Source organism: Ferrimonas futtsuensis DSM 18154 (genome assembly GCF_000422645.1).
Taxonomy (GTDB): Bacteria; Pseudomonadota; Gammaproteobacteria; order Enterobacterales; family Shewanellaceae; genus Ferrimonas; species Ferrimonas futtsuensis.
Window position 1 is genome coordinate 1 of the sequence record NZ_AUGL01000001.1, and the last position, 26212, is coordinate 26212.

Annotated in this window: 17 protein-coding genes; 6 read left to right on the plus strand and 11 right to left on the minus strand. The window is 59.9% G+C overall.

Annotation, left to right across the window (positions count from 1 at the left end; translation table 11 throughout):
* Positions 1-19: 19 nt before the first annotated feature.
* The 3 genes from G505_RS0100005 to G505_RS0100015 all read right to left on the minus strand — a co-directional run bounded on the left by G505_RS0100005 (position 20) and on the right by G505_RS0100015 (position 4964).
* Entirely contained in the window at positions 20-967 is a 948-nt protein-coding gene (locus G505_RS0100005; protein WP_028107711.1) for an IS1595 family transposase, read from the minus strand.
* A gap of 116 nt (positions 968-1083) precedes the next feature.
* On the minus strand, positions 1084-3681 hold the full coding sequence (gene acnB / locus G505_RS0100010; protein ID WP_028107712.1) for a bifunctional aconitate hydratase 2/2-methylisocitrate dehydratase: 2598 nt from the start codon (positions 3679-3681) through the stop codon (positions 1084-1086).
* 278 nt (positions 3682-3959) lie between these two features.
* Entirely contained in the window at positions 3960-4964 is a 1005-nt protein-coding gene (locus G505_RS0100015; protein ID WP_028107713.1) for a DUF4382 domain-containing protein, read from the minus strand.
* A 138-nt stretch (positions 4965-5102) separates the two neighbouring features.
* Between G505_RS0100015 and hxpB the strand changes: the two genes are divergently transcribed.
* A complete protein-coding gene (gene hxpB, locus G505_RS0100020; protein ID WP_035384923.1) occupies positions 5103-5750 on the plus strand; it encodes a hexitol phosphatase HxpB in 648 nt (215 codons plus the stop codon).
* A 65-nt stretch (positions 5751-5815) separates the two neighbouring features.
* Here hxpB and G505_RS0100025 read toward each other — a convergent pair whose 3' ends face one another.
* The 8 genes from G505_RS0100025 to ampD form a co-directional block, all read right to left on the minus strand.
* The gene (locus G505_RS0100025; protein ID WP_028107715.1) at positions 5816-8041 is read right to left on the minus strand and encodes a patatin-like phospholipase family protein; all 2226 of its coding nucleotides are present in this window, start codon (positions 8039-8041) and stop codon (positions 5816-5818) included.
* Between the two features lie 63 nt (positions 8042-8104).
* On the minus strand, positions 8105-12466 hold the full coding sequence (locus G505_RS0100030; protein ID WP_157508927.1) for an EAL domain-containing protein: 4362 nt from the start codon (positions 12464-12466) through the stop codon (positions 8105-8107).
* A gap of 154 nt (positions 12467-12620) precedes the next feature.
* Positions 12621-14045 carry a dihydrolipoyl dehydrogenase gene (lpdA, locus tag G505_RS0100035; protein WP_084643684.1) on the minus strand — a complete coding sequence of 475 codons (1425 nt, stop codon included), beginning with the start codon at positions 14043-14045 and terminating at the stop codon, positions 12621-12623.
* A 127-nt stretch (positions 14046-14172) separates the two neighbouring features.
* The gene (gene aceF / locus G505_RS0100040) at positions 14173-15831 is read right to left on the minus strand and encodes a pyruvate dehydrogenase complex dihydrolipoyllysine-residue acetyltransferase (protein ID WP_028107718.1); all 1659 of its coding nucleotides are present in this window, start codon (positions 15829-15831) and stop codon (positions 14173-14175) included.
* A gap of 14 nt (positions 15832-15845) precedes the next feature.
* Positions 15846-18509, minus strand: a complete 2664-nt coding sequence (gene aceE, locus G505_RS0100045) for a pyruvate dehydrogenase (acetyl-transferring), homodimeric type (protein WP_028107719.1) — start codon at positions 18507-18509, stop codon at positions 15846-15848.
* Positions 18510-18577: 68 nt separating this feature from the next.
* Positions 18578-19333 (minus strand): pyruvate dehydrogenase complex transcriptional repressor PdhR, encoded by a 756-nt coding sequence (gene pdhR / locus G505_RS0100050; RefSeq protein WP_028107720.1) that lies wholly within the window; start codon positions 19331-19333, stop codon positions 18578-18580.
* A gap of 584 nt (positions 19334-19917) precedes the next feature.
* Positions 19918-20766 (minus strand): beta-lactamase regulator AmpE, encoded by an 849-nt coding sequence (gene ampE / locus G505_RS0100055; RefSeq protein WP_028107721.1) that lies wholly within the window; start codon positions 20764-20766, stop codon positions 19918-19920.
* Positions 20767-21339, minus strand: coding sequence for a 1,6-anhydro-N-acetylmuramyl-L-alanine amidase AmpD (gene ampD, locus G505_RS0100060; protein WP_028107722.1), 573 nt, complete (start codon positions 21337-21339; stop codon positions 20767-20769).
* Positions 21340-21384: 45 nt separating this feature from the next.
* Here ampD and G505_RS0100065 point away from each other — a divergent pair, with 45 nt between their 5' ends.
* The 5 genes from G505_RS0100065 to G505_RS0100085 all read left to right on the plus strand — a co-directional run bounded on the left by G505_RS0100065 (position 21385) and on the right by G505_RS0100085 (position 26208).
* Positions 21385-21885, plus strand: a complete 501-nt coding sequence (locus tag G505_RS0100065) for a retropepsin-like aspartic protease family protein (protein ID WP_035384924.1) — start codon at positions 21385-21387, stop codon at positions 21883-21885.
* Between the two features lie 6 nt (positions 21886-21891).
* Entirely contained in the window at positions 21892-22731 is an 840-nt protein-coding gene (nadC, locus tag G505_RS0100070; protein WP_028107724.1) for a carboxylating nicotinate-nucleotide diphosphorylase, read from the plus strand.
* A 250-nt stretch (positions 22732-22981) separates the two neighbouring features.
* On the plus strand, positions 22982-23404 hold the full coding sequence (locus G505_RS0100075) for a pilin (protein ID WP_028107725.1): 423 nt from the start codon (positions 22982-22984) through the stop codon (positions 23402-23404).
* 9 nt (positions 23405-23413) lie between these two features.
* A complete protein-coding gene (gene pilB / locus G505_RS20100) occupies positions 23414-24979 on the plus strand; it encodes a type IV-A pilus assembly ATPase PilB (protein ID WP_051215754.1) in 1566 nt (521 codons plus the stop codon).
* A complete protein-coding gene (locus G505_RS0100085) occupies positions 24976-26208 on the plus strand; it encodes a type II secretion system F family protein (RefSeq protein WP_028107726.1) in 1233 nt (410 codons plus the stop codon). Before pilB ends, G505_RS0100085 begins: the two co-directional genes overlap by 4 nt.
* Positions 26209-26212: the final 4 nt, after the last annotated feature.

The window sequence follows — 26212 nt, forward strand, 5'->3', positions numbered from 1 at the left end:
CACAAAAAAGGGCTGTGTCTTATGTAACTGTTGCACCCCACCCAGCAACTTCGCTAAGACACTGCCTTTGATTCAATTGGTACCGGTAGCGGTCCAGCATTCGGTGCCATCCCAAGTAGTTGTGCAGATATTTAGTCGCTACACCTCGAAATCGCACCATCCAACTTTTCAATCGACTGTCGTAGGCGTTCACATTCTGTATGTGGAATGGCCCTCGCTTTCTCGGCCCTGATGCCTTAATCGTTTCATGCTTTATTCCCGCTCTTTTCGCGTACGCAGCGTAGACCGATGCCCTGTCGGTACATAGACAAGCATCCATCGATAACACCGAACTCAGGGCGGCACCGACATGTTTTGCATCAAGTCTTTCCAGCATGAAATCCGCAGTTTGCCCAGACCTGTCTCGCACAATGAGAACAGAAACCTGGTCTTCGCTTCCTCCACCTTTGGTTTTACTTACTCCGCCGCGGACGCGGGCAGGTCGCTCTAACGTTTTCTGGCCTTTGTTCGACTTCAGAAAGAAGGTTTCATCGGCTTCAACGATACCATGCTCTTGGGTAGCTTGTTTGTTGGCAATGAACTTGAGAAACCGGTGGCGCCAGAGAAAGGCCGTGTTCTTGTTTATTCGGCACTCTTTTGCAGAGCGCCGGACGGTGAAGCCATCAATCAAACACTGAGCATACGCCAGCCAATGCTCCTTTTTCCGCAAGCGAGCCAAGGGAGTGCCAGTTAATGGGTTGAAGGTTTTGCTACAGGACTTGCAACGATATCGAGGAAGACCGTGGCTTGAGCCCCAAGGACGCAACTCAACAGAGTGGCAATGGGGACAACTATCTGGATGATTCTCTATGAGAAATGCGCTGGCAGAGGCGCCATCAAAGCAAAGAAGATTGAGTAGCTGTTCGCGCTGGCTTGGCGACAGCTCCTCAATATGGTGAAGCAACTGTGTGAATTGCTGCTGTTTCATACCTGAACTCCCAAAGCGGAGAGGTACCTTAAGTATACGCCTTCAACAGCTAACTAAAACACAGCCCAAAAAAGCCCCGCATCTGGCGGGGCTTTTGAGTTTGGCCGGTACCGGCGTTAAACCGCCGTCTGGATAATCACCTCACCGGCAGGCTTGGTGTAATGCTCCATCTTGTGGAAGTTCAGGTAACGGTAGGTGTCCGCCGCCTGAGCATCGATCGCCTTGGCGTACTCCTGATACTCCTCAACGCTAGGCAGTTTGCCCATGATGGAGGCCACCGCCGCCAGCTCCGCAGAGGCCAGGAACACATTGGCTCCGGTGCCCAGACGGTTGGGGAAGTTACGGGTAGAGGTGGAGACCACGGACGCACCGTCGGCGACCCGGGCCTGGTTACCCATACACAGGGAACAGCCGGGCTGCTCGGTGCGGGCGCCCACTCGGCCATAGATGCCGTAGTAACCCTCGTCGATCAGCTGCTGCTGGTCCATCTTGGTCGGTGGCGCCACCCACAGACGGGTCGGCAGGGCGCCTTTGTGCTTGTCCAGCAGCTTGCCGGCGGCGCGGAAGTGACCGATGTTGGTCATGCAGGAGCCGATGAACACCTCGTCGATGCTTTCGCCCTGAACCTCGGACAGCAGTCGGGCGTCGTCGGGATCGTTCGGCGCACACAGGATAGGCTGGGTGATCTGGGCCAGATCGATCTCGATCACTTCACAGTACTCAGCATCGGCATCCGCTTCCATCAGCTCCGGATTGGCCAGCCACTTCTCCATCGCCTGGATGCGACGCTCAATGGTACGGCGGTCACCGTAACCTTCGGCAATCATCCACTTCAGCATGACGATGTTGGACTGCAGGTACTCGGCCACAGAGTCCTCGGACAGCTTGATGGTACAACCGGCGGCGGAACGCTCGGCAGAGGCGTCGGACAGTTCAAACGCCTGCTCGACGGTGAGGTGGTCCAGACCTTCGATCTCCAGCACGCGGCCGGAGAAGATGTTTTTCTTGCCCTGCTTCTCTACGGTCAGCAGGCCCTGCTGGATGGCGTAGTAGGGGATGGCGTGCACCAGATCGCGCAGGGTGATGCCTGGCTGCATCTCGCCCTTGAAGCGCACCAGTACCGACTCAGGCATATCCAGAGGCATCACACCGGTGGCGGCAGCGAAAGCCACCAGGCCGGAGCCTGCCGGGAAGGAGATCCCCAGTGGGAAACGGGTGTGGGAGTCACCGCCGGTACCTACGGTATCGGGCAGCAGCATGCGGTTCAGCCAGGAGTGAATCACGCCGTCACCCGGGCGCAGGGAGATGCCGCCACGGTTCATGATGAAGTCAGGCAGGGTGGCGTGAGTGGTCACGTCCACCGGCTTGGGGTAGGCGGAGGTGTGACAGAAGGACTGCATGGTCAGGTCGGCGGAGAAGCCCAGACAGGCCAGATCCTTGAGTTCGTCGCGGGTCATGGGACCGGTGGTGTCCTGGGAGCCCACAGTGGTCATCTTGGGTTCACAGTATTGACCGGGGCGGACGCCGGTGACGCCACAGGCCTTGCCGACCATCTTCTGCGCCAGGGTATAACCCTTGCCGCTGTCGACCACATCGGCGGGACGACGGAACACCTCGCTGGTGCCCAGCTCCAGGGCTTCACGGGCGCGGTCGGTCAGACCACGGCCGATGATCAGTGGAATACGGCCACCGGCGCGCACCTCGTCCAGCAGCACATCGGTTTTCAGATTGAAGCGACACAGCTCCTCACCGGTATCGGCATTTTTGGCCAATCCCTCATAGGGGTAGATCTCGATGACGTCGCCCATGTTCATCTTGCTGACATCCAGCTCGATGGGCAGGGCGCCGGCGTCTTCCATGGTGTTGAAGAAGATCGGTGCGATCTTGCCGCCCAGGCAGTAACCGCCGGCGCGCTTGTTGGGTACATTGGGAATGTCGTCACCCATAAACCACAGCACCGAGTTGGTGGCGGACTTACGGGAGGAGCCGGTGCCCACAACGTCGCCAACATAAGCCACCGGATGGCCCTTCTCCTTCAGCGCCTCGATGGTGCTGATGGGGCCAATCTCGCCATCCTTGTCCGGAGTAATGCCGTCACGGGCAGTCTTCAGCATCGCCAGGGCGTGCAGCGGGATGTCCGGACGGGACCAGGCGTCAGGGGCGGGGGACAGGTCGTCGGTGTTGGTCTCGCCGCTCACCTTGAACACGGTCAGGGTGATCTTTTCCGCCAGGGCTGGCTTGGAGAGGAACCACTCCGCTTCGGCCCAGGAGTGCACCACCTGCTTGGCAAAGTCGTTGCCGGCGTTCATCTTCTCAACCACATCGTGGAAGGCATCGAACATCAGCAGGGTGTGAGACAGGGCCTTGGCGGCCAGAGGCGCCAGCTCGGCGTCATCCAGCAGGGCAATCAGTGGCTCGATGTTGTAGCCACCCTGCATGGTGCCCAGCAATTCAGTGGCACGCGCCTTGCTCAGCAGCGGGCTGGAGGCCTCACCGCGGGCGACGGCGGTCAGGAAGCTGGCCTTCACATAGGCGGCCTCATCGACACCGGGCGGAATGCGATTTTCCAGCAGATCGACCAGGGTCTCCTCTTCACCGACGGGGGGATTCTTCAGCAGCTCCACCAGGGCCGCGGTTTGCTCCGCGTCCAGGGGCTTGGGAGCAATACCTTGGTTTGCGCGTTCGGCGACGTGTTCACGGTAGGCTTCTAGCACGGCAAAATTCCTCTTTTACTGGCAGGCTTACAACGAAGCTGCTCGTCCTGTTGTTGATTCCGGGTTCTCGGCCACTGCTTCAGATCACAGCGAGCTCCGGTTTTGCGTGGCGTTTTGGTTCCATTTTGTGATGAATGCCACATGTTTTAGGCTGTGGGCAGTATATCTGAATTAAAACGGAAGTTTAAATTGCAACCGCTCCGATGAGCCGGTTTTTTGGACTAAAGTTGAAGAAAGTGAAGCTGGGCGGCACCCAGGACAGGTGCCGCCGCGCGGGATCACAGAATGGGATCGAGATCTTGAACAGTGGTCAGTCCAGGCTGGACCTGTACCGGGGTGTAGTGCTGGTAGAAGGTAAAGTCCTGCTCTTCGGTCTCATGGCTTTCAGGCAGGTCGAAGTTGGCCACACAGGTGTAACCGATGCTGTAGATGCCCTCGCCGATAAAGCCAAACTCGTAACGATACTCGCCACTGGCCTCATCCAGGCTGATGTCTGCCGTAGCCACCGGGGCGACCAGAGGCGAACCCTCCGGGTATCCGGCATCGCCCACGATGTCGCCCATGGTGGTGCGATCGCGCTCTGAGGCGAACAGGTAAGCCACGTGACTGAATTCAGACACCTCCAACAGGGAGGTCATGTCCGCTTCGCAGGCATCCTTCTGGACCTCTGAAAGTGCACCGGCGATGTTACCGGCCCCGGCCTGGTTCACCAACTGCACCGCGGTCGGTTTAATGAACATCCCCTCCTGGCCCTGAGGGTCCACCAGTCCCTGACGCAGATTGAACTCCGCCACATAGCTGTTGATGCCGGTATTGATGGTAAAGGGCTGGTTGAAGAACAGGCGTCCGGCGGCGTCGGTGTTGCCCTTCACCCCTTTGCAACTGCCCTTGCTGTTGACCCGCAGCGGCACCACCCCCTGGTCCTGGGTGTTCACATAAGAGAGTTGCTCGGTGCCGTCTCCATCCAGGGCGTACAGGCACATGGTGTACTCCCCCACCGCCAGGGTCTGGCTGTTCACCAGGGTGGCGCTGTCACTGCCGGTATACTGCAGCAGATCGACGCTGTCGGGACCGCCTTCGCTGAGATCGATCACCACGGGATCGCCGCCGTTCTCCGGCACCAGGATCACTTCGTTGAAGTAGAGCACCACTTCATCCGCCTGCTCCACAGGTGCATCGGACACCGCTAAAGCAAACTGGCCGGTTTTGGGGGAAGAGGAGCCGCTGCCGCCGCAACCGGCCACAAGTAGCGCCAAACTGACAATAGAAAGGGGTTTTAACATAGGTTCACCATCAAAAAATGAGCTACACTGCCCGCCGCAAAGGGGCAGGCAATGGCATTGAAATATCTTCAGATGCCCTAACCTTAGTCGAAGCCTCAGCTCTTTCAAGGGGCACATACGCAAGTGATAGGAGTTGTTATGGTCAAAGGGGTCATTTTCGATATGGACGGCATCCTGGTGGATTCCGAGCCGTTCTGGCAACTGGCTGAAATGGAGGTATTTCCTCAATATGGCGTGCCCATCACCCTGGAAGACACCCTAAAAACCCAGGGACTCAGAATTGATCATGTCGTTCAGTTCTGGTTCAGCCGCCACCCCTGGGACAACGCCAGCGCCAAGGAGGTCGAGCAGCGGATTCTCGACGCCATGGTGGCGGTGATCCGCGACAAGGGGCAACCCATGCCTGGCGTTGTTTCGACTCTCGACACCCTGCACCAGGCAGGCATCCCCATGGCTGTCGCCACCTCCTCGCCTCATATCCTGATGGAAGCCACCCTGGAGAAGCTTGCAATAGGCCACTACTTCCAGGCCACCTGCTCCGCCGAACATCTGCCCCTGGGCAAACCCCACCCCCAGGTCTACCTCAATGCGATCGACGCCCTCAACCTTGAGGCCACCCAGTGTCTCGCCGTCGAAGACTCCTTCAACGGCCTTTTGGCGGCCAAGGCGGCCAGGATGCACACCCTGGCCATCCCCGATGCCGAGCACAGGGCAGACCCCAGGTATGTGATCGCCGACAGACAGTATCTCAGCCTGGAGGAGTTCTCCCTGGAGCACTGGCTGTAGCAGCGTTCGACGCAGAAAGGGCACCCTGGGGTGCCCTTTTCCGTATCCGCATCGATGGAACTGCGTCAGAAGCGCTTGCCCAGGAACAGATAGAGGCTGGAATCACCGCTGTCCGCCATGCCCCAGGCGATGGCCGCAGGCCCCAGTTTGGTTTCGGCACCGATAAACAGGCTGCCAGCGTAGATGAGGTCGTCCCAGTCTGCGTCATTGCGGGTCAGCCAGACGTTCCCCGCCTCGGCGGAAAAACCCAGATACAGGGGCCAGGTGATGCCCAGCACCTCCTTACTCAGATCATAGGTGTACACCCCGGCAATCAGCCCCTTGTGGCTTCCCAGCAGAGAGTCCCGATAGAAGCCGGACAGGTTCAGGAAGCCGCCCAGAGAGGTGAAGTGAACAAAGCTGATGCCGTCGCTGTCGATGGTCTCCAGTTCACTCTTGATGAAGAAACTGTGCTGATCCCAATTGGTGGCACCGATCCACTCCAGGTGATAGACCAAGGACTCCTGCTGATTGGTGGGCAGGCCGTCGAATGCCAGATCCGAGCGCTCATCGATGTGGGACAGGCTCACCAACAGCCGGTGCCCCTGGGTAGGGAACATGGCGCCGTCCAGGGTATCGTAGCCGAAACTGAACATGGCACCGTGGAACTCATAATCACCCAGTTTGTTCAATACCAGGGCGTGCTCGTCATTGACCTCACCGGACTCGTACTGATACCCCAGCTCCAGCTGGGCCGCCAGCCCCAGGTTGATGCCCAAACCCGCCATCCAGTTATCCCGTTTGCGCTCAATGCTGCGGAACGGGAAATCCTCCGTGGGTGAAATACGCTCCCAACGCTCCTGTTGCGCCTCGAACTGCGCCCGGCCGTACCAGCGGCCATTGGCGTCCAGGGGCAGATAAAACTCACTGCTGAGCCTGCGATTGGTCCCCAGGGATAACTCATTTCGCCACTGTCCATTCAGGCTGGTGATGTTATTCATGGTGAAGGCGATATCCAGGTTCGAGGTCGTCGGATTGTCGAAGTCATCCTCAAACCTCAGCCCCAGCTCGAACAGGTGGGGACCCCAGCTCTTGCCGTCGGTATCCACCACCAGCACCCGCCCTTCGGCCCTTTCCTGGATGTAAGCATCCACCCGCTCAAACTCATTGAGGGCATAGACGCGGGCAATGGCGTCCTCGATCTCGTCCTGAGCCAGGGGTTGACCGGGTTTGACCCCCAGTGCGGTGAGAATGCGGCTCTCGCTGACCCAGGAGTCGTTGTCCAACTCGATGGCCACCAGCTCCCCGGCGCCCTTATTCTCCCAGAAGCTGCGCAAAGCCTGTTTCTGAGCCAGGTGGCCGGCATAACGAGCCTCAGGCAGAGAGAGTGCCCTGAGCTGTTCCAGCTTGACCCTGGCAGCCGCCTCGCCCCGGGGAATCATCTGCGGCATCAGATCAAAATCGGACGTCCCCACCCCATCGATCTCCGGCACCAGCAGGATATCCTGGTCCCCCATCAGGGCCACCTGTTGATCCCGGGTGAGGTTGGTCAGGTAGCCAGTCAGTTGGTCGACGATGTCAAATACCGATTTGAGATCATCCTTACCCTTGAGTGGCGTGCCGATGTCCACGGCAATAACGACGTCCGCCCCCATCGCCTTCACCACGGAAACAGGCAGATTGTTGGCCATGCCGCCGTCCACCAGCATATGGCCATCGATCTCTATGGGCGCCAGCGCCCCGGGTACCGTCATGCTCGCCTGCATCGCCAGCACCAGGTTACCGCTCTCCAGCACCACTTCACTGCGATCGGCTAGATCCGTGGCAACGGTACGCAGGGGGATGGGCAGATCATCGAAGTGACCCACTTCTGGAATGTTGCCCACGGAGCGGCGAATCAGCGAGCGCATGGTCTGCCCCTGCAGCGCCCCTTTGGGAAAACGCAGCTCCCCCTCCCGGTAGCCCATCTGGATCCCCAGGGGGAAATCATCCCGCTGCTGCTTGTCACGATAGGAGAGGTCTTCCCTGGGGATCTCGTCGTCGAAGCCGGTATTGAAATCCATGGACAGCAGGATCGCCTCGATCTCATCGGCACTGTATCCCAGGGCATAGAGCCCGGCCACATAGGAGCCCATGGAGGTGCCGGCGATGTAATCCACCGGAATCCTGTTCTGTTCCAGCACCCTGAGCACACCGATGTGGGCCGCTCCCTTGGCGCCGCCGCCGGAGAGCACCACACCCACGGTGGGGCGCTCGGACGCCTGCCCCCACATAGGCAGGAGCAGCAGAAAAGCCAGCAATATACGTAACATAGATCCCTCTAGGGCGAGTTTATCTTGGTGATGACCCTCGGGCACCCAGGGCGGCTGTGCCCCCTAGGACGATGCCATCAGCAATTCATGTTCACTAGGAGCCCAGTTTGCCAGCCACTGACGGCACTGTGAAGACGGCATGGGTCTGGCAAAGTGATACCCCTGCACCAGATGACAGCCCTGGCTGCGCAGGAACGCCAGCTGATCCGGGGTTTCCACCCCTTCTGCCACCACATCCAGCTCCAGGTTGCGGCCCAGATCCAGAATACTGCAGGTGATCGCCCGATTGGCTTTATTCTCCAGCATGGACTGGATGAAGGAGCGGTCGATCTTCAGGCTGTTCACCGCAAACTGGCTCAGGTAGGAGAGCGAGGAGTAGCCGGTACCGAAGTCGTCCACCGCCACGGAGATACCCAGTTCCCTCAGGGCCAGCAGGTGCGCCTGGGCCAGGTTCACCTGCTTCATCAGCACCCCTTCGGTGATCTCCAGACACAACTGCTCCGGCGGAATGCCTGTGCTCTGCAACACCGACTGGATAAACTCCACGTAGTCGAACTGACGGAAGTGACTGGCCGAGACGTTGATGGAAAGCTTGAGGGCTCGATTGTCCGGCCAAGACATGAATTCCCGACAGGCGTTCTCCAGCATCCAACGATCCAGGCGGATAATCAGGCCGCTGGATTCCGCCAGTTCGATAAAGAGATCCGGTGCCACCGGACTGCCGTCCTCCCGGTTCCAGCGCATCAGCGCCTCGACACCACACACCGAGTTATCGGAAACATCCAGCTGCGGCTGATAGTGAATCGCCAGCTTGTCCTGCTCCAGGGCCTGGCGCAGCTCATTCTCCATCTCCAGCTGATAGGTGGCCTGGGCATCCCGCTCCCTGGTGTAGAAGCAGGCGCGTCCCCGCCCCTCCTCCTTGGCGTGGTACATCGCCAGGTCGGCGTTCTTCAGCAACTCCTCGGCCTGGCTGCCATCCTCGGGGTAGAGGGCGATGCCGATGCTCACCGACAGGTAGAGCACCTGCTGCTGCACCTGGATAGGCTCAGACAACAGACTGAGGATCCGTTCCGCCAGGGCTTCCACCTGGAGCCTGTGATTGAAATCTCGAACGATGATGACGAACTCATCACCGCCGAAGCGGCAGACGGTGCCGCTGCCCCCCACCACGGAGGAGAGCAATCGGCTGACCTCCACCAACAGGGCGTCGCCGGTGCCATGGCCGAAGGTGTCGTTGATGTGTTTGAACCTGTCCAAGTCCAGAAACAGCAGGGCCAGAGGCTCATCCGGCGATTCCTGCATCAGGGCACGGATCTGCTGATCAAACTGGGAACGGTTGGGCAGGCCGGTGACCAGGTCATAGTTGGCCAGCTTCTGCAACGCCACCTCCTGCTTCTTGCGCTCGGAGATGTCGGAGAAAAGCACCACCAGATAGTCACCGCCGCTGTCCAGCGACATATGGCTGAGGTTGAGCCACACCGGTACCTGGCCGCGGCCGCGGCGGCGCATCTGGGCTTCACCGCTCCAACGCCGCTGACTCTTCATCTCCGCCAGGATCTCAGATTCGGTAAGCAGGGTATCCGACAGGCTCACCCCCTCCAGCGCGCCTTTGGGGTATCCGAGGATCGCCAGGGCGGAGGGGTTGTGCGCAGTCACATTGTACTCCGCATCCAGAATCATCATCCCCTCGGTGGTGTTCTCCATGGCATGGGCATAGAGGGTGTGCAGATGTGCCATCTTACGCACCTTGGTACGGTCGGCGTACACCCCGGCCACCAGCAGCGCCTGACCGGTATCCGGATCCCGTTCGATCACCGTGCCGGTTACCCACAGCCAGCGCCATTCGCCAATGGGGCTGATGGCGCGAAACTCAACGTTGATTCGCTCCTGATCGCCACTCAACAACTGTTTCCAGGCCTGGGCAACAGGCTGCAGATCCTGTTTGTGCAGGGTCATTCCCACTCTGGGAATTCGCATTGGCCTGTTGGTACGCGACAGGGTGGTCTGACGGTTTTCCACATAGAAGCTGTCGCTCTTGGCATCCCACTCCCAGATGTCTGACCCGCCCCCCTGCAGCGCCAACTGCAATCTGTGCTGACTCTGCCTCAACGCCTGGTTGATCCGGCGCTGTCGACGCAGCTGGTTGCGCCAGTTCACCGCGGTGACAAACAGCATCAGTATGGTGACCGTCAGGAACAGCAGCTGCATCCCCTGCCTGGCCCACCAGTACTGCTCCACCTTGAAGTTCAGCCTCAATGGCTGCTCCTGCCAGACACCGTCAAACTCACCGTACACCAGCAGGGAATGGTTGCCCGGGGGCAAACGCGACAGGGTAATGCTGGACTCCCCATCCAGCTCGGTCATGTTGCTGGGTTTGCCGTCGAATACCAGCTGATAGCGAAAATGCACCGCCGGCCCGGTAATGAGGTTGGTGGTGCCAAGACTGATGTTCACCAGCTCGAAGTTGGGACGGATCACCATCTTCTGAAGCTGGGGGATCAGGAACAGCTCGTTGCCCTCGTCGTACTGCACCTTGACCGACTCCAGTTGAAGGCTGTTGCTGCTCCTGGCCAAGGAGATGTTCATCGGATCCACCCGCATCAGCCCGGTGGTGGTCCCAACCACCAGAGTGTCGTCGGCCAGGCGGAAGGCGGCTCCCTCATTGAGTTCGGTATTAAACAGGCCACCGTCATTGCCCACACTGATGATGGACCCGGTGTCCCTGTTGTAGCGCGCCAGCACCTGAGGACAGCCAATCACCGCCCCCTCATTGGTTGGCTGGATGAAGTAGGGCGTGATGCAGTTGAAGCGCCACTGGTGGTTCATGCGAAACGCCAGCTTGAGGCCGGTGTCCACCTCCAGGATCCCCTCACCAAAACTGCCCACCAGCAGCTTGTCCGGCGCCACCTGGGCCATGGGGCCAAAATGGTAATCCGAGGGCTCGCCGGGCAGCCAGTTCAGCGTCGACTCGAAGCGCCTGTCCATCAGGTGGTAACGGCCAAACAACTGTTTGCCTCCCAGCCACACCTCATGACCCAGGTCCAGGATGTTGCGCACCTCCATCAGAGGCTGCCCTTCATCCAGAATCAACTCCAGGGTGCGACGTTCGGTATCGAACAGGTAAAGCCCCATGTCGGTGGCCAGCCAGACCCGGCCCGGCCCCTCGGTCAGGCTGAGGATCACCCGGTTGCTCAGATCCGGAAGACCGTCACTGCCAATGGCGATCCTGTGGCCCACCCCCTGCTCCCGGTCCACCAAAAACAGACCCTTGGTGGTCCCCACCAGAATCTCGGTGTCGGATATGGGCAGGGTGTTGAACGCCGCATCCAGGGCATCCAGGCCCTCCAGCAACAGGGGTTTGACCCTGCGCCCCACCAGGTCCACCTCATCCACACCCTGATCATGGGCAACGAACAACTGCTCAGGGGCGCCGCTGAACCCCCACACCAGATCCGCCCCTATCGCCGGCGAGGTGTGGGTCGAGAGGCGATCCAACACATAATCTTCCGGCTGAGAGAGCGCGGCAATGCCGGCACTGACGGTGGCCACCCAGAGGTTATCGTTCTCATCCAGCTCAAGCTTATGCATGCTGGCCGCCACATCAAACAGCTCTTCACTGCGCCCCATGGCGGTCACTTTCAGATCCTCACCATCGATACGGAACAGGCCCAGGGTGGTCACCACCCACAGGTTACCCTTGCTGTCCTGATGGATATCGCGAACCGAGCGCCCCACAGAATCAATCCGCAGGAACTGCTCTCCCTGGCGCAGGTAGAGTCCCCGGGTTGAGGTCAGCCATAACCGGCCTTGGCGGTCGGAGAACAGGGTGGTGAGGTTGCCCCGCTCCTTGGGCCAGGACGCCGATTCCAGTACCTCCCCCGCCATGGAGAAGGTGATCAACTGATTGCGGGTGCCGGTCACCAGCGTGTCGCCATGGTGGACCAGGCCTTGAAAGAAGTGCTTTTGAGCGCCAATGACCGACAGCAGAGTGGCCTGCTCCTGGGCCATATCGAAACGATACAGTTGCCCCATCTCATTCAGCACCCAGAACAGATGCCCTTCCGCTTCCGTCAGCGCCGTTGAGCCGCCCCTCTGGTAGTCATGGAAGCTATCACGACCAAGCATAGACACCCGGTTGTGGGCCTCATCCAGCAAAAACAGGTCGTGCTCACTGGAGACCAGGACCAGATTGTTTGGCAGGGCACGAACCCGGGTCAGGGTGAAGTCAGGCAGAAGAACGGTATCGGAGAAACGATCGAGACGACGAACCTTGTGGCTGGCGATGCGGTAGAGGCCATCGTGGGTCGTCACCCACAGCTGCCCCCGATCGCTGAAGGCCATATCCGTCACTGAGTTGGAGACGAAACCGGAATGATGATCGAGTACGCGGCTCTGGAAGCCGTAAACCGGTAGAGATTGTCCCAACAGCAGGACCAATAGCGTGAGCCACCTCAACAGAATGAGCCACCTTCAGGGTTTTGGTTATCGAATCGCTACTTTAAAAGTTGTTCTACCAAACTTCCATTGCTCTGTGCATAAAAAAAGCGGCCGAAGCCGCTTAATTCGCATTTGAAGGGTGTTAACGCTTCTTCGCCTTGGGGTTCGGCAGATCCGTGATGCTGCCTTCATACACCTCGGCGGCCAGGCCCACTGACTCATGCAGTGTGGGGTGGGCGTGGATGGTCAGCGCCAGATCCTCGGCGTCACAGCCCATCTCGATGGCCAGGCCAATCTCACCCAACAGTTCGCCACCATTGCTGCCGACGATGGCGCCACCGATCACCCGGTGAGTCTCCTTGTCGAAGATCAGCTTGGTCATGCCGTCTGCGGCATCCTGGGCTATGGCTCGGCCACTGGCCGCCCAGGGGAAGACGGACGTTTCGTAAGCGATGTTCTGCGCCTTGGCTTCCTTCTCGGTCAGGCCCACCCAGGCCACCTCAGGATCGGTGTAGGCGATGGAGGGGATCACCTTGGGATCGAAGTAGTGCTTCTTACCGGAGATCACCTCGGCAGCCACATGGCCTTCGTGCACACCTTTGTGTGCCAGCATCGGCTGGCCCACGATGTCACCGATGGCGAAGATGTGGTTGACGTTGGTGCGCATCTGCTTATCCACGTTGATGAAGCCGCGCTCGTCAATCTTCACGCCCGCCTTGTCGGCGTCGATCAGCTTGCCGTTGGGGGTACGGCCGATGGCCACCAGAACCGCATCATAACGCTGAGGTTCGGCTGGGGCCTTCTTGCCCTCCATGCTGACGTAGATGCCATCTTCCTTGGCTTCCACCAGGGTCACCTTGGTCTGCAGCATGAAATCGAACTTGTTCTTCATCCGCTTGGTGAAGACGCGAACCACATCCTTATCGGCGGCGGGGATCACCTGATCCAGCATCTCCACAACGTCCACCTTGGAACCCAGGGTGTGGTACACGGTACCCATCTCCAGGCCGATGATGCCCCCGCCCATTACCAGCAGGCGCTCAGGGATCTCTTTCAGCTCCAGGGCGTCGGTGGAATCCCAGATGCGGGGATCTTCGTGGGGGATGAAAGGCAACTCGATGGGGCGGGAACCTGCGGCGATGATGGCGTGGTCGAAGTTCACCACTGTGGTGCCGTCGGCACCTTCCACGGCGATGGAGTTGGAGCCGGTGAACTTACCAAAGCCGTTCACCACCTTCACCTTGCGCATCTTGGCCATGCCAGACAGGCCGCCGGTCAGCTGACCAATCACCTTCTCCTTGTGGGCGCGTACCTTGTCCAGATCGATTTGGGGCTCGCCGAAACTGACACCGTGATCCGCCATCGCCTTGGCTTCATCGATCACCTTGGCAACGTGCAGCAGCGCTTTGGAAGGGATACAACCGACGTTCAGGCACACGCCACCCAGGGTGGAGTAACGCTCAACGATAACGGTTTCCAGGCCGAGGTCGGCGGCACGAAAAGCGGCGGAGTAACCGGCAGGTCCGGCACCGAGAACCACGACTTGGGTTTTGATCTCGTTGCTCATAATGTCCTCTATTTTTTATTCATTCCGTTGGGGCAGTCACCACCTGACGGCGGGGATGCTGGCATTGTACTGCCCCGATTCCTTAAACAAAAGGCCAACCAGAATGGTCGGCCTTTTATATGCCGATTTACAGAATCAATCGGCGGATGTCACCCAGTGTCTGGCTCAGGGTGGTGATGAAGCGGGCCGCGTCGGCGCCGTCGATCACCCTGTGGTCATAAGACATCGCCAGGGGCAGCATCAGCCGGGGCTGGAACGCCTGGCCATCCCACTTGGGCTTCATCTCGGAGCGGGACACGCCGAGGATGGCCACGTCCGGGGCGTTGACGATGGGGGTAAACTGAGTCCCGCCAATGCCGCCCAGGCTGGAGATGGTGAAGCAGCTTCCCTGCATGTCGGTGGCTGTCAACTTACCTTGACGGGCCTTAGTGGAGAGCGCCGCCAGATCCTGGGACAACTCGATGATCCCTTTCTTGTTCACGTCGCGAACCACAGGCACCACCAGACCGTTGGGGGTATCCACCGCCACACCGATGTGGATGTACTTCTTCATCACCAGGCTCTCACCGTCCGCAGACAGGGAGCTGTTGAACTTGGGGTGGGTCTCCAGCGCACGGGCCGCCGCCTTGAGGATAAACACCAGAGGGGTGATCTTCACACCGCTGTCGCTCTTGGCCGCCAGCTGGTTCTGCTCCTTACGGAACGCCTCCTGCTCGGTGATGTCCGCCTCGTCAAACTGAGTCACGTGAGGAATGGTCACCCAGTTGCGATGCAGGTTGGGACCGGAGATCTTCTGGATTCGGGTCAGCGGTACCTCTTCCACTTCACCGAACTTGGCGAAGTCCACCTTAGGTCCTTCAATCACCTGCAGGCCGTTACCGGCACCGGTGCTGGTGGCGGCGCTGGCCTTGGGACGGGATAACTCGTACTTGACGTAAGCCTGTACATCCTCTTTGAGGATCCGGTTCTTACGGCCGCTGCCCTTCACCTTGGTCAGGTCCACACCAAACTCGCTGGCCAGACGGCGAACCGCAGGTGAGGCGTAGATGGCGCCGGTGGCCTTGGGAGCCGCCGCAGAGGGGTGATGTGGCACCGGGGGCGCGGAGTTCTTGGCCGGAGCTGGCGCAGGTTCCGCCTTAGGCGCTTCGGCAGCAGGCGCCGGAGCAGGCTCAGCCGCCGCTGGGGCCGCATCCTGAGTTTCAATCAGGGCCACCAGCCCACCTTCGCCAATCTTGTCGCCCACGTTGACCTTCAGCTCCTTCACCACACCGGCGAAGGGGGCAGGCACCTCCATGGTGGCCTTGTCGGTCTCCAGAGTGATCAGGCCCTGTTCCGCGTCGACACTGTCACCCACGGCCACCAGCACCTCGATGATGTCCACTTCACCGGACTCGCCGATGTCAGGCACGGTCACCTCTTTCACCACAGGCTCAGAGGCCGCCGGCGCCTCGGCGGCGGCAGGGGCTTCAGGGGCAGGGGCAGGCTCGGCAGGAGCCGGGGCTTCCGCTGGGGTCGCTTCGGCCGCCGGGGCCTCGGCGGCCGCTTCACCGGCCACCTCCACCAGGGCGATCAGGTCCCCTTCGGAGACCTTGTCACCGACCTGGACTTTCAGCTCCACCACGGTACCCGCGTCTTCGCTGGGCACATCCATGGTGGCCTTGTCGGTTTCCACGGTGATCAGCGAACCTTCCGCTTCCACAGCGTCGCCAGCGGCCACGCACAGCTCGATGATCTCTACCGCATCGCCGCCCACGTCGGGCAGACGGATCTCTTTGATTTGTGACATTTATCTAATCCCTATCAAGCCCACAGCGGATTCGGTTTGGCGGTATCGATGCCGTACTGCTCAATGGTCTGGGTCAGCACCTCAACCGGCAGCTCGCCACGGTCCACCAGGGACTTGAGCGCGGCCAGAACCACCCAGCGAGAGTCCACTTCGAAGTGGTGACGCAGGTTGGCGCGGCTGTCGGAGCGGCCGAAGCCGTCGGTGCCCAGTACGCTGTAGTCGCCGGGAACCCAGGCACGAACCTGATCGGCGTAGGACTTCATGTAGTCGGTCGCGGCGATAACAGGGGACTCATCCAGCACAGTGCTGATGTAGGCCTGCTTAGGTTTGGCAGTGGGGTTCAGCAGGTTGTGGCGTTCAATGTCCTGACCGTCACGGGTCAGTTCGTTGAAGCTGGTGACGCTGAATACGTCCACATCGATGCCGTAGTCCTTGGCCAGGGCGTCGGCGGCCTTTCGAACCTGCTGCAGGATGGAACCACAACCCAACAGCTGTACCTTGCCTTTGCCGGAACCCTTGATGCTGTCCAGCTTGTAGATACCCTTGATGATCCCCTCTTCCACGCCTTCTGGCATGGCAGGCTGCTCATAGTTCTCGTTCAGGGTGGTCAGGTAGTAGAACACGTCCTCCTGGGCATCGCCGTACATCCGCTCCAGGCCGTCGTGGACGATGACCGCCACTTCGTAGCCATAGGTAGGATCATAGGTGATGCAGCTTGGGATGGTATTCGCCTGAATGTGGCTGTGGCCATCCTGGTGCTGCAAACCTTCGCCGTTGAGGGTGGTGCGTCCGGAAGTACCGCCAATCATGAATCCACGGGCACGCTGGTCACCGGCCGCCCAGGCCATGTCACCGATGCGCTGGAAGCCGAACATGGAGTAGTAGATGTAGAACGGAATGGTCGGGGCGTCGTTGGTGGAGTAACTGGTCGCCGCCGCCAGCCAGGAGCTCATGGCGCCCAGCTCGTTGATCCCTTCCTGCAGTACCTGGCCCTTCTTGTCCTCACGGTAGTAGGCCACCTGGTCCTTGTCCTGAGGGGTGTACTTCTGGCCTTCGTGGGCGTAGATGCCCACCTGACGGAACAGGCCTTCCATACCGAAGGTACGGGCTTCATCCGGGATGATGGGCACGATGCGCTTGCCGATCTGCTTGTCTTTCAGCAGGGCGGTCAGGACGCGGACGAACGCCATGGTGGTGGAGATTTCGCGGCCGTTGGAGCCCTTGAGCACGGCGTCAAAGGCCTTCAGCGGAGGGGTGATCAGCTCTTCGGTGAACTTGGAACTGCGGGCTGGCATGTAGCCTTTCAGGGCTTCACGGCGCTCGCGCAGGTATTTCACCTCTTCGGAATCTTCACCCGGGTGGTAGTAAGGGATGTCTTCCAGCTGATCGTCGCTCAGAGGGATGTTGAAGCGGTCACGGAAATGCTTGATTGCATCCATGTCCATCTTCTTCACGCCGTGGGCGATGTTCTTGCCTTCACCGGCTTCACCCATGCCGTAACCTTTAACGGTCTTGGCCAGAATCACCGTGGGGCGACCCTTGGTTTCGGTGGCCTGCTTCAGGGCGGCGTAGACCTTCACCGGATCGTGACCACCACGATTCAGGCGCCAGATGTCGCTGTCGGACATATTGGCCACCATCTCGGCGGTCTCCGGGTACTTGCTGAAGAAGTGCTCACGGGTGTAGGCGCCACCCTTGGCCTTGCAGTTCTGGTATTCGCCGTCGACGGTCTCTTCCATCAGCTGCAGCAGCTTGCCGGAGGTGTCTTGGGCCAACAGGGGATCCCAGTAGCGACCCCAGATCACCTTGATCACTTCCCAGCCGGCGCCGCGGAATTCGCCTTCCAGCTCCTGGATGATCTTGCCGTTACCCCGTACCGGGCCGTCCAGACGCTGCAGGTTGCAGTTGACGATGAAGATCAGGTTATCCAGCTCTTCTCGGGCAGCCAGGCCAATGGCACCCAGGGCTTCCGGCTCATCCACTTCGCCATCACCAAGGAAGCAGTACACCTTCTGTTCGGAACAGTCCTTGATGCCGCGGTCGGTCAGATACTTGAGGTAGCGCGCCTGGTAGATGGCGGCGATGGGACCCAGACCCATGGATACGGTGGGGAACTGCCAGTAATCGGGCATCAGACGGGGGTGAGGGTAGGAGGAGAGGCCCTTACCGTCCACCTCCTGGCGGAAGTTGTCCAGCTGAGCTTCGGTCAGGCGGCCTTCCAGGAAAGAGCGCGAGTAGATGCCGGGGGCGATGTGACCCTGGAAGTACACCAGGTCACCACCATCCTTCTCATTGGGCGCACGGAAGAAGTGGTTGAAGCACACGTCGTACAGGGTGGCACTGGAGGCAAAGCTGGAGATGTGACCCCCAAGCTCCAGGTCCTTCTTGGACGCACGCAATACCATGGCCAGGGCGTTCCAGCGAACGATGGCACGGATGCGCTCCTCCAGTTCCTGGTTGCCAGGCATGTGGGGCTCGGAGCCAACAGGGATGGTGTTCACATAGGCGGTGGTGGGTTTGTAGGGCAGATGGGCACCGCTGCGGCGGGCCTTGTCGATCATCTGCTCCAGCAGGTAGTGAGCCCGTTCGGGACCATCCTGCTCCAATACCGCCGCCAGGGCGCCCAGCCATTCATGAGTTTCTTGCGGATCCACGTCGTGTGGCATCATTTCCGGCATCACAAAATTCCTCTTCCATCGTTGCTTGTGATGGGGCGGCCCGAAGGGCCGCCTTTACTCGCATTCTGCTAGTAGTCGTTCCGCAGGCGGCGCAGGCTGCGCTGCTGACGACTGTCTTCCTGGCGCACCTCGATGGTCACTTCCTCGATGTAGGCCAGGTGTTCATTAGATGCCCTGCGTGCCACTTCGGGCTCGCGATTCAAGATCGCTTTTAACAGGGCTTCCCGGTGCAGGTTGGCGTAATGGGCGGAGCCCTCCCGGCGGTACAGAAGACCGAGGTTTTCCGTCACATTACGCTCGAGCAGAGGCGACAGACTCAACACCACGTGCAACATGGCAACGTTGTGTGAGGCTTCGGCCACCGCACGGTAGAAGTCCACGATCGCCTTGGCTTCAAGCTCAAGCTGACCCTGGACCTCATGGAGTCGTTCAATTCGCTGCTTAAGAATGGCGTGATCCGAATCGGTACCACGCAATGCTGCATAATAGGCCATCATTCCCTCGGTTGCGTGACGGAACTCCAGGAGGTCGTACTGAGTCTCCGGGTTGTCCGCCAGCAGTTCGATGAGGGGATCGGCCAAGCTTTTCCACAGCTGATCCTGCACGTAGGTGCCGCCACCCTGGCGCCGATTCAACAGGCCTTTCACCTCCAGCTTCTGAATCGCCTCCCTCAGAGAGGGTCGGGATACTTCAAACTGTTGTGCCAGCTCCCGCTCCGGCGGCAGTTTCTGCCCCGGTTTCAGGCTGCCTTCGAGGATCATCTTCTCCAGTTGGTTAACGATGACGTCGGACAGCTTTGGCTGACTGATTTTTTGGTAGGCCATGGTCGGATAACTTCCCAGTCTGCTAATGGTTTGTCAATTGGTAAGACCATTATGAGTGCGGCACAAAATGTAGCAGATCACACTCTTTAATGGCAACCACTTTGATTGAAATCACAGAATGCATTTAATAGATCGACCCGATCAATAAAACCGAACAGGCCTTGCAATCAATGGTATGACCACTTTACAACATTTTGATCTCAAAGGAATCTGTGAATGAGATTCTGGCAGGCAAAGGGGATTGCTGCCACGTTGGATCATCCCTTGTTTGAGAGATAGATCAACCGACCGGTTCGCAATTTCGACAATTGAAGTGAGTCGAATTCTGTTGGCATTTCAATCCTGCCTAAAATCGCTGATTCTTCAATCGGGTTTTCACTGGTCAGACTGAGCCGCGTGCGCCAGGTCACTCTTCCGGGTTCCCTGGTGTGAACTGGTTCGGTGTGGGAGATGAAAAAGGGGAGCCGCCGGGCTCCCCTGGGTCATTGAATTGACCAGGCATTAGAGTGCTGCCTCTGTTGCCCTGAACCGGTTGGCATCAGCGGTGAACTGACGCCCTTCCGGAGTAAACGCTCCGCCCTCGGCTAGCTCAACACGCCGAAGATGGTCAGCAGGGACACCAGAATGAGCAGCAGGGTGACATTGCGCTTGGCCAGCTTCAGCAGGTTGAGGGTGGACTGGACGCAGACTGGCGCCGCGCTCTCCACAGGAATCTCCTCCGCCACCAGGGCGACGCGATAGATCAGAGTCCTGGCCGACACTGTCGGCTTGAACGCCAGGGAGAGCCACACCGACAGGGCTCGGCTGAAGTGACCGGAAAGGGCGAAGCCGAACGCCACCAGGCGCACCGGTACCCAGTCCAGCAGGGTCATCAGTCCGGACACCAGGGGACGGTTAAGCTGATGACGTTCGAAGTGGTCGTGGTAGCCACGCACCACACAATAGAAGGTTGCCACCGCAGGTCCCAACAGAACAAAGTAAAGGGCCACCGCCGCGTAGTAGCGGTAATTCAGCCAGGCGGCCACCTGCCCCATTCGCTGCCCCAGTTCCCGCTCAGTCACCGCTTCCAGGGGCACAGGGTCCACCTTGTCGGCAATGTGGAAGCTGGCCTGGAGATCGGCCCGGCAGGCTGCCTGAAGGTACTCCTTGAAAGCCGCCCTCAGCTCCATATGGCTGAACAGCACCACCCCGACCAACAGCCACAGGGCCAGGTGCCAGACGCCATAGTGTACCCCTTCGAACTCATACGCGAGCAGGGCCACCAGAGCCGGGGCCAGAGCCAGGGAGAACAGCATCTTCCAGCCGCTGCGCAGCTCACTGTCGTTAAACAACCTGCTGCGATAGGCATCAAACACCGCATTAAACTGCAGGGCAGGAGCGATCAACTTCAGCCGCTCCAGCAGCAGTACCACCAGTAATGAAAACAGAGCCATTTAGCTTGCCTTGTCTAATCCGAGCCGGTAACGATTCCAGTCAAAATGGGGCCCCGGATCGGTTTTCCGTCCCGGGGCGATGTCACTGTGACCCACAATTCTGTCCAGGGTGATATCGGGGTAAGACGCTAATAAAGCGGAAGTTACCTCGATGAGACTATGGTATTGTGCCACGGTGAAGGGAAGATGATCACTGCCCTCCATCTCAATTCCTATGCTGAAGTCATTGCATCGGCTTTGCCCCGCCAGTTCGCTGGCTCCAGCATGCCAGGCACGACGATCGAAGGGAACATACTGAATCACCTGGCCGCTTCGTCGTATAAAGAGGTGGGCAGACAACCTCAGCCCCCGAACGTCCGCCAGCACCGGGTGGTCCACCTGGACACAGCCAAGAAACAGCTGGTCAACGTAGTCACTGCCAAACTGACCCGGCAACAGGCTGATGTTGTGGATCACCAGGGCGCTGATGGCAAGGCCCTCGGGGCGGGCATCCTGAAAGGGGCTGAATCTGTGGGTTGCACCGCTCAGCCAGCGCCCCTGAGGATCCAGAGTGTAGTGGTTGCCCTTGTCCATGGAGAAAACCGATAATGCCAAAAACCACACTGTAGCAGGTCCGGTATGAAGAGAACACGTCCACACTCTCCCCTGGGAAAGCCAATGCTGCTTCTGGCCTGGCTCTCCATGCTGGGACTGCTCTACCTCTACTTTGATGACAAACTGGAGCGGCAACACAATCCCAACCTGAACCCTGTGGTTCAGGGAGAGGAGCTGGTGCTGCAACAGAATCGCCGCGGTCACTACGTGGTGGCCGGGACGCTCAATGGCCAACCGGTCACCCTGATGCTGGATACCGGGGCCACCACCATCTCTGTGCCCGCTCATCTCGGACCGGCGCTGGGACTGAATCCCGGCTTCCCCTACCCGGTGAGCACAGCCAACGGCACCATCACGGTGCACCGCACCACCATAGAGACACTCACAATCGGTCCGCTGACCCTGTATAATCTGGAGGCCGGTCTCAACCCCGGCCAGGAAGACAACACCATACTGCTGGGGATGAACGCCCTGAGGCACCTGGAGTTGGTGCAACGGGGACAAACACTTACTATCAGGAAGTAACTCACTATGCTGGAAAACGACATCCGCCTCACCGTGGCCGCCGCCCTCACCGAAGACCTGGGTGGACTCAATGCCGATGAGGGGGACATCACCGCCCAACTGATCCCTGTCGATCGCAACGCCGAGGCCACCATCATCAGCCGCGAAGACGCGGTGTTTTGTGGCAAAGCCTGGGTAGAGCAGGTGTTCAACCAACTGGGTGGCGAAGTGGCCCTCCACTGGCACGTGGATGATGGCGATCTGGTCCTGGCCAATCAGGTGCTGTGTGAGCTCTCCGGCCCGGCCCGCATCCTGCTTACCGGCGAGCGGGTGGCCCTGAACTTTGTCCAGACCCTCTCCGGCGTGGCCACCCTGGTCAATCAGTATGTGATGCAGCTGGAGGGCACAGGCACCCAGTTGCTGGATACCCGCAAGACCGTGCCCGGCCTTCGCACCGCCCAAAAATACGCCGTCACCTGCGGCGGCGGTAAAAACCACCGAATCGGCCTGTTCGATGCCTTCCTGATCAAGGAGAACCACATCGCCGCCTGTGGAGGCATCGCCGAAGCGATCGCCGCAGCCCGTGCCCTGCACGCCGACAAGCCGGTTGAGGTGGAAGTGGAAAACCTGGACGAACTGCAGCAGGCCATCGACCACGGTGCCGACATCGTCATGCTGGACAACTTCGATCTGACCATGCAGATGGAGGCGGTGGAGCTGAACCAGGGACGGGCCAAGCTGGAAGTGAGTGGCAACGTCACCATCGACACCATCGCCGAGTTTGCCCACACCGGCATCGACTACATCTCGGTGGGCGCCCTGACCAAGCACGTCAAGGCGGTGGATCTCTCCATGCGCTTCCGTTGAGCGGACTCCAACCCTCTGTGGATAACCAAAGCGGCACCCCTGGGTGCCGTTTTGTCTTTTTGCTCTCCTGACATTCCCGGCAAACTACTGATTAAAGGAATTAAAAGCCCTGGCACCAGGATAACCTGCGGTTTTTTGGCCCGCTCTGGCTTGTGACAGCAGCACTTTGTACTAGCTTTTAGGTTGGATCACCTCTTCGCAGGACGCGAAGGGGAGACAAGGATTGTCGCCAAAGCAAAGGAGTGTCCAGATGCGTACCCATGCCCGCCAGACAGGCTTTACCCTGATCGAACTGATGATCGTTGTGGCCATCGTCGGCATCCTCGCCGCCATCGCCCTGCCCGCCTATCAAACCTACACCAAACGCGCCAAGTTCAGCGAAGTGGTGTCCGCCACCGGCTCCATCAAGACTCAGATAGAGGTGTGTGTGCAGACCAAAGGCACCACAGGAAACGCGGAAGCCGTGCATACCGCCTGTAACGGCTCCGTCAGCACTGCGGGGGCGGATTCGGGTGCCTATGTGAATACGGTAACCTTTACCACCGCCGGCATTACCGCCACCGGAACCGGGGACGTCGACAGCAAGACCTACATCCTGGTGCCCACGGCCAGCAGCGGTACCATCACCTGGGATCAAACCACGGGCAGCTGCGTCGCCGCCGGCCTCTGTTAAGGGCACCGGGTGGACGGCCACTGCTATCAGCAGGCGCGCGACCTGGGCGCGCCGCTGTTTGATATCCGCCACCTCAATCCCGACACCCTGCCGGTTGAACTGATCAGCCAGAAACTGGTGGAACGCCACCGCTGCCTGCCCCTCTCCTGTCGGGGCGGGCAGCTGTTTATCGCCACCTGCGATGCCGCCAACCTGACGGTGCTGGAGGACTTCGAATTCAACACCGGCCTGAGGGCGGTGCCGGTTCTGGTGGACGTGAGCGCCCTGGAGCAGGTGATTGAGCAGTTCCTGGAGAGCGACTTCGACGCCCTGGAGCTGACCGAGTTGGATGAGCAGAACCTGGGCAGCATCGAGGTGGAGGAGCAGGGGGAGGAGCGGGATGTGCCTCCCGCCGCCGACGATGCCCCCATCGTCATCTACATCAACAAGCTGCTCACCGACGCCATCAAGAGAGGGGCCTCGGACCTGCATTTCGAGCCGTTTGAGGCCAGCTACCGCATCCGTTTTCGCATCGACGGCGTGCTGCACACCGTCTCCAGCCCGCCCGCCAACCTGGCCAGCCGCATCTCCGCCCGGCTCAAGGTGATGTCCAAGCTGGACATTGCCGAACGCCGGCTGCCTCAGGATGGCCGCATCAAACTGCGCCTCGGCCCTAAACGGGCCATCGACTTTCGGGTGTCCACCCTGCCCACCCTGTTTGGGGAGAAAATCGTGATGCGGATCCTCGATGGTTCCGCCGCCCTGCTTAACATCGATGTCCTCGGCTATCACCCTCCTCAGAAAGCCCTCTACCTGGGGGCACTGCAGCGGCCGCAAGGGATGATCCTGGTCACCGGCCCCACCGGTTCCGGCAAGACGGTCTCACTCTATACCGGCCTGAATATTCTCAATACCGAGCAGCGCAACATCTCCACCGCCGAAGACCCGGTAGAGATAAACCTCCCAGGCATCAACCAGGTGCAGATCAACAACCGCGCCGGACTCACCTTCGCTGCCGCCCTGCGCGCCTTTCTGCGCCAGGATCCGGATGTGGTGATGGTGGGAGAGATCCGGGATCTGGAAACCGCCGAGATCGCCATCAAGGCGGCCCAGACCGGTCACCTGGTGCTCTCCACCCTGCACACCAACTCCGCTGCCGAGACCCTGACCCGGCTGCTGAACATGGGGGTGCCCGCCTACAACATCGCCGCCTCGGTGTCACTGATCATCGCCCAGCGACTGGCAAGAAGACTCTGCCGCCACTGCAAACAACCGGAGCCCCTGACTGCCGAGGCCCTCGAGAAAGCGGGATTCAGCGACGCTCAGATCGCCTCGGGGCTCACCCTCTACCGGGCCAAGGGGTGTGAGCACTGCACCGGCGGTTACAAGGGACGCCTGGGAGTCTATGAGCTGTTGCCCATGTCGCCGCCCCTGGCTGAGCTGATCATGGCCAACGGCAACTCTCTGGAGCTGGCCCAGGTCGCCATAGAGAGTGGCATGGTGCCCCTGCGACGATCCGGCCTGACCCAGGTGGCCGCCGGCATCACCAGCCTGGCGGAGATCAACCGAATCACCGACTGGGAGGCGCAGGGATGACCCAACAGACCAAGGGGGCGGGTGCCGCCATCGTCGAGTATCTGTGGCAGGGCGCCAACGCCAGCGGCCGCCGCACCCGGGGGGAGATCCGAGCCATCAGCGCCGAGGAAGCCCGGACCCAGCTGCGCAGACAGGGGATCCACGCGGTACGGCTAAGGCGCAAGCCCACCCCCCTGTTCGGCCGGGGCGCTAGCATCACCCCGATGGAGATGGCCATGGTCACCCGACAGATCGCCACCATGTTGATGGCCGGGGTCCCGCTGGTCACCACCCTGCAGATGCTGGGCCGCGGCCATGACAAGGAAGCGATGCGCACCCTGCTGGGGGAGATCCTGCTTCAGGTGGAAGCCGGCCTGCCCCTCTCCAAGGCATTGCGTCCCCACCCCAAGCAGTTCGACGAACTCTACTGCGACCTGGTGGAAGCCGGCGAGCACTCCGGCGCCCTGGATCGGGTGTTTGACCGCATCGCCACCTACAGGGAGAAAGCGGAAGCGCTGAAATCCAAGATCAAGAAGGCGATGTTCTACCCTGCGGCGGTGATCGTGGTGGCGGTGATCGTCACGGTGATCCTGCTGCTGTTTGTGGTGCCCCAGTTCGAGGAGATCTTTGCCAGCTTCGACGCCGAACTGCCGGTGTTTACCCAACTGGTGATTCAACTCTCCCGCTTCCTTCAACTGGCCTGGCCCTATTTCGCTGCTGGGGTGACTGTGCTGATCTGGGGCTTCATTCAGGCCCATCGCCGCTCCCAGAGGTTCAGTGACAGAGTGGACGCCCTGCTGCTGAAACTCCCCCTGGTGGGCCCCATCCTCAACAAAGGGGCGGTGGCTCGCTTCGCCCGTACCCTGGCCACCACCTTCGCCGCCGGGGTCCCCCTGATTGACGGGCTGGAGTCCGCCGCCGGTGCCGCCGGTAACGCGGTGTATCGCAAGGCCGTCCAGTCGGTGCGCACCGAGGTGATCTCCGGACTGCAGATGAACATGGCGATGCGCACCCAGAGCGTGTTTCCCGACATGCTGGTCCAGATGGTGTTAATCGGGGAGGAGTCCGGCTCACTGGATGAGATGCTCAACAAGGTCGCCAACATCTATGAGATGCAGGTGGATGACGCCGTAGATGGCCTCTCCACCCTGATCGAACCCCTGTTGATGGTGGTCATCGGCTCACTCGTGGGTGGATTAGTGGTGGCAATGTATCTTCCGATCTTCCAATTAGGTAGCGTGGTCGGCTAGGATC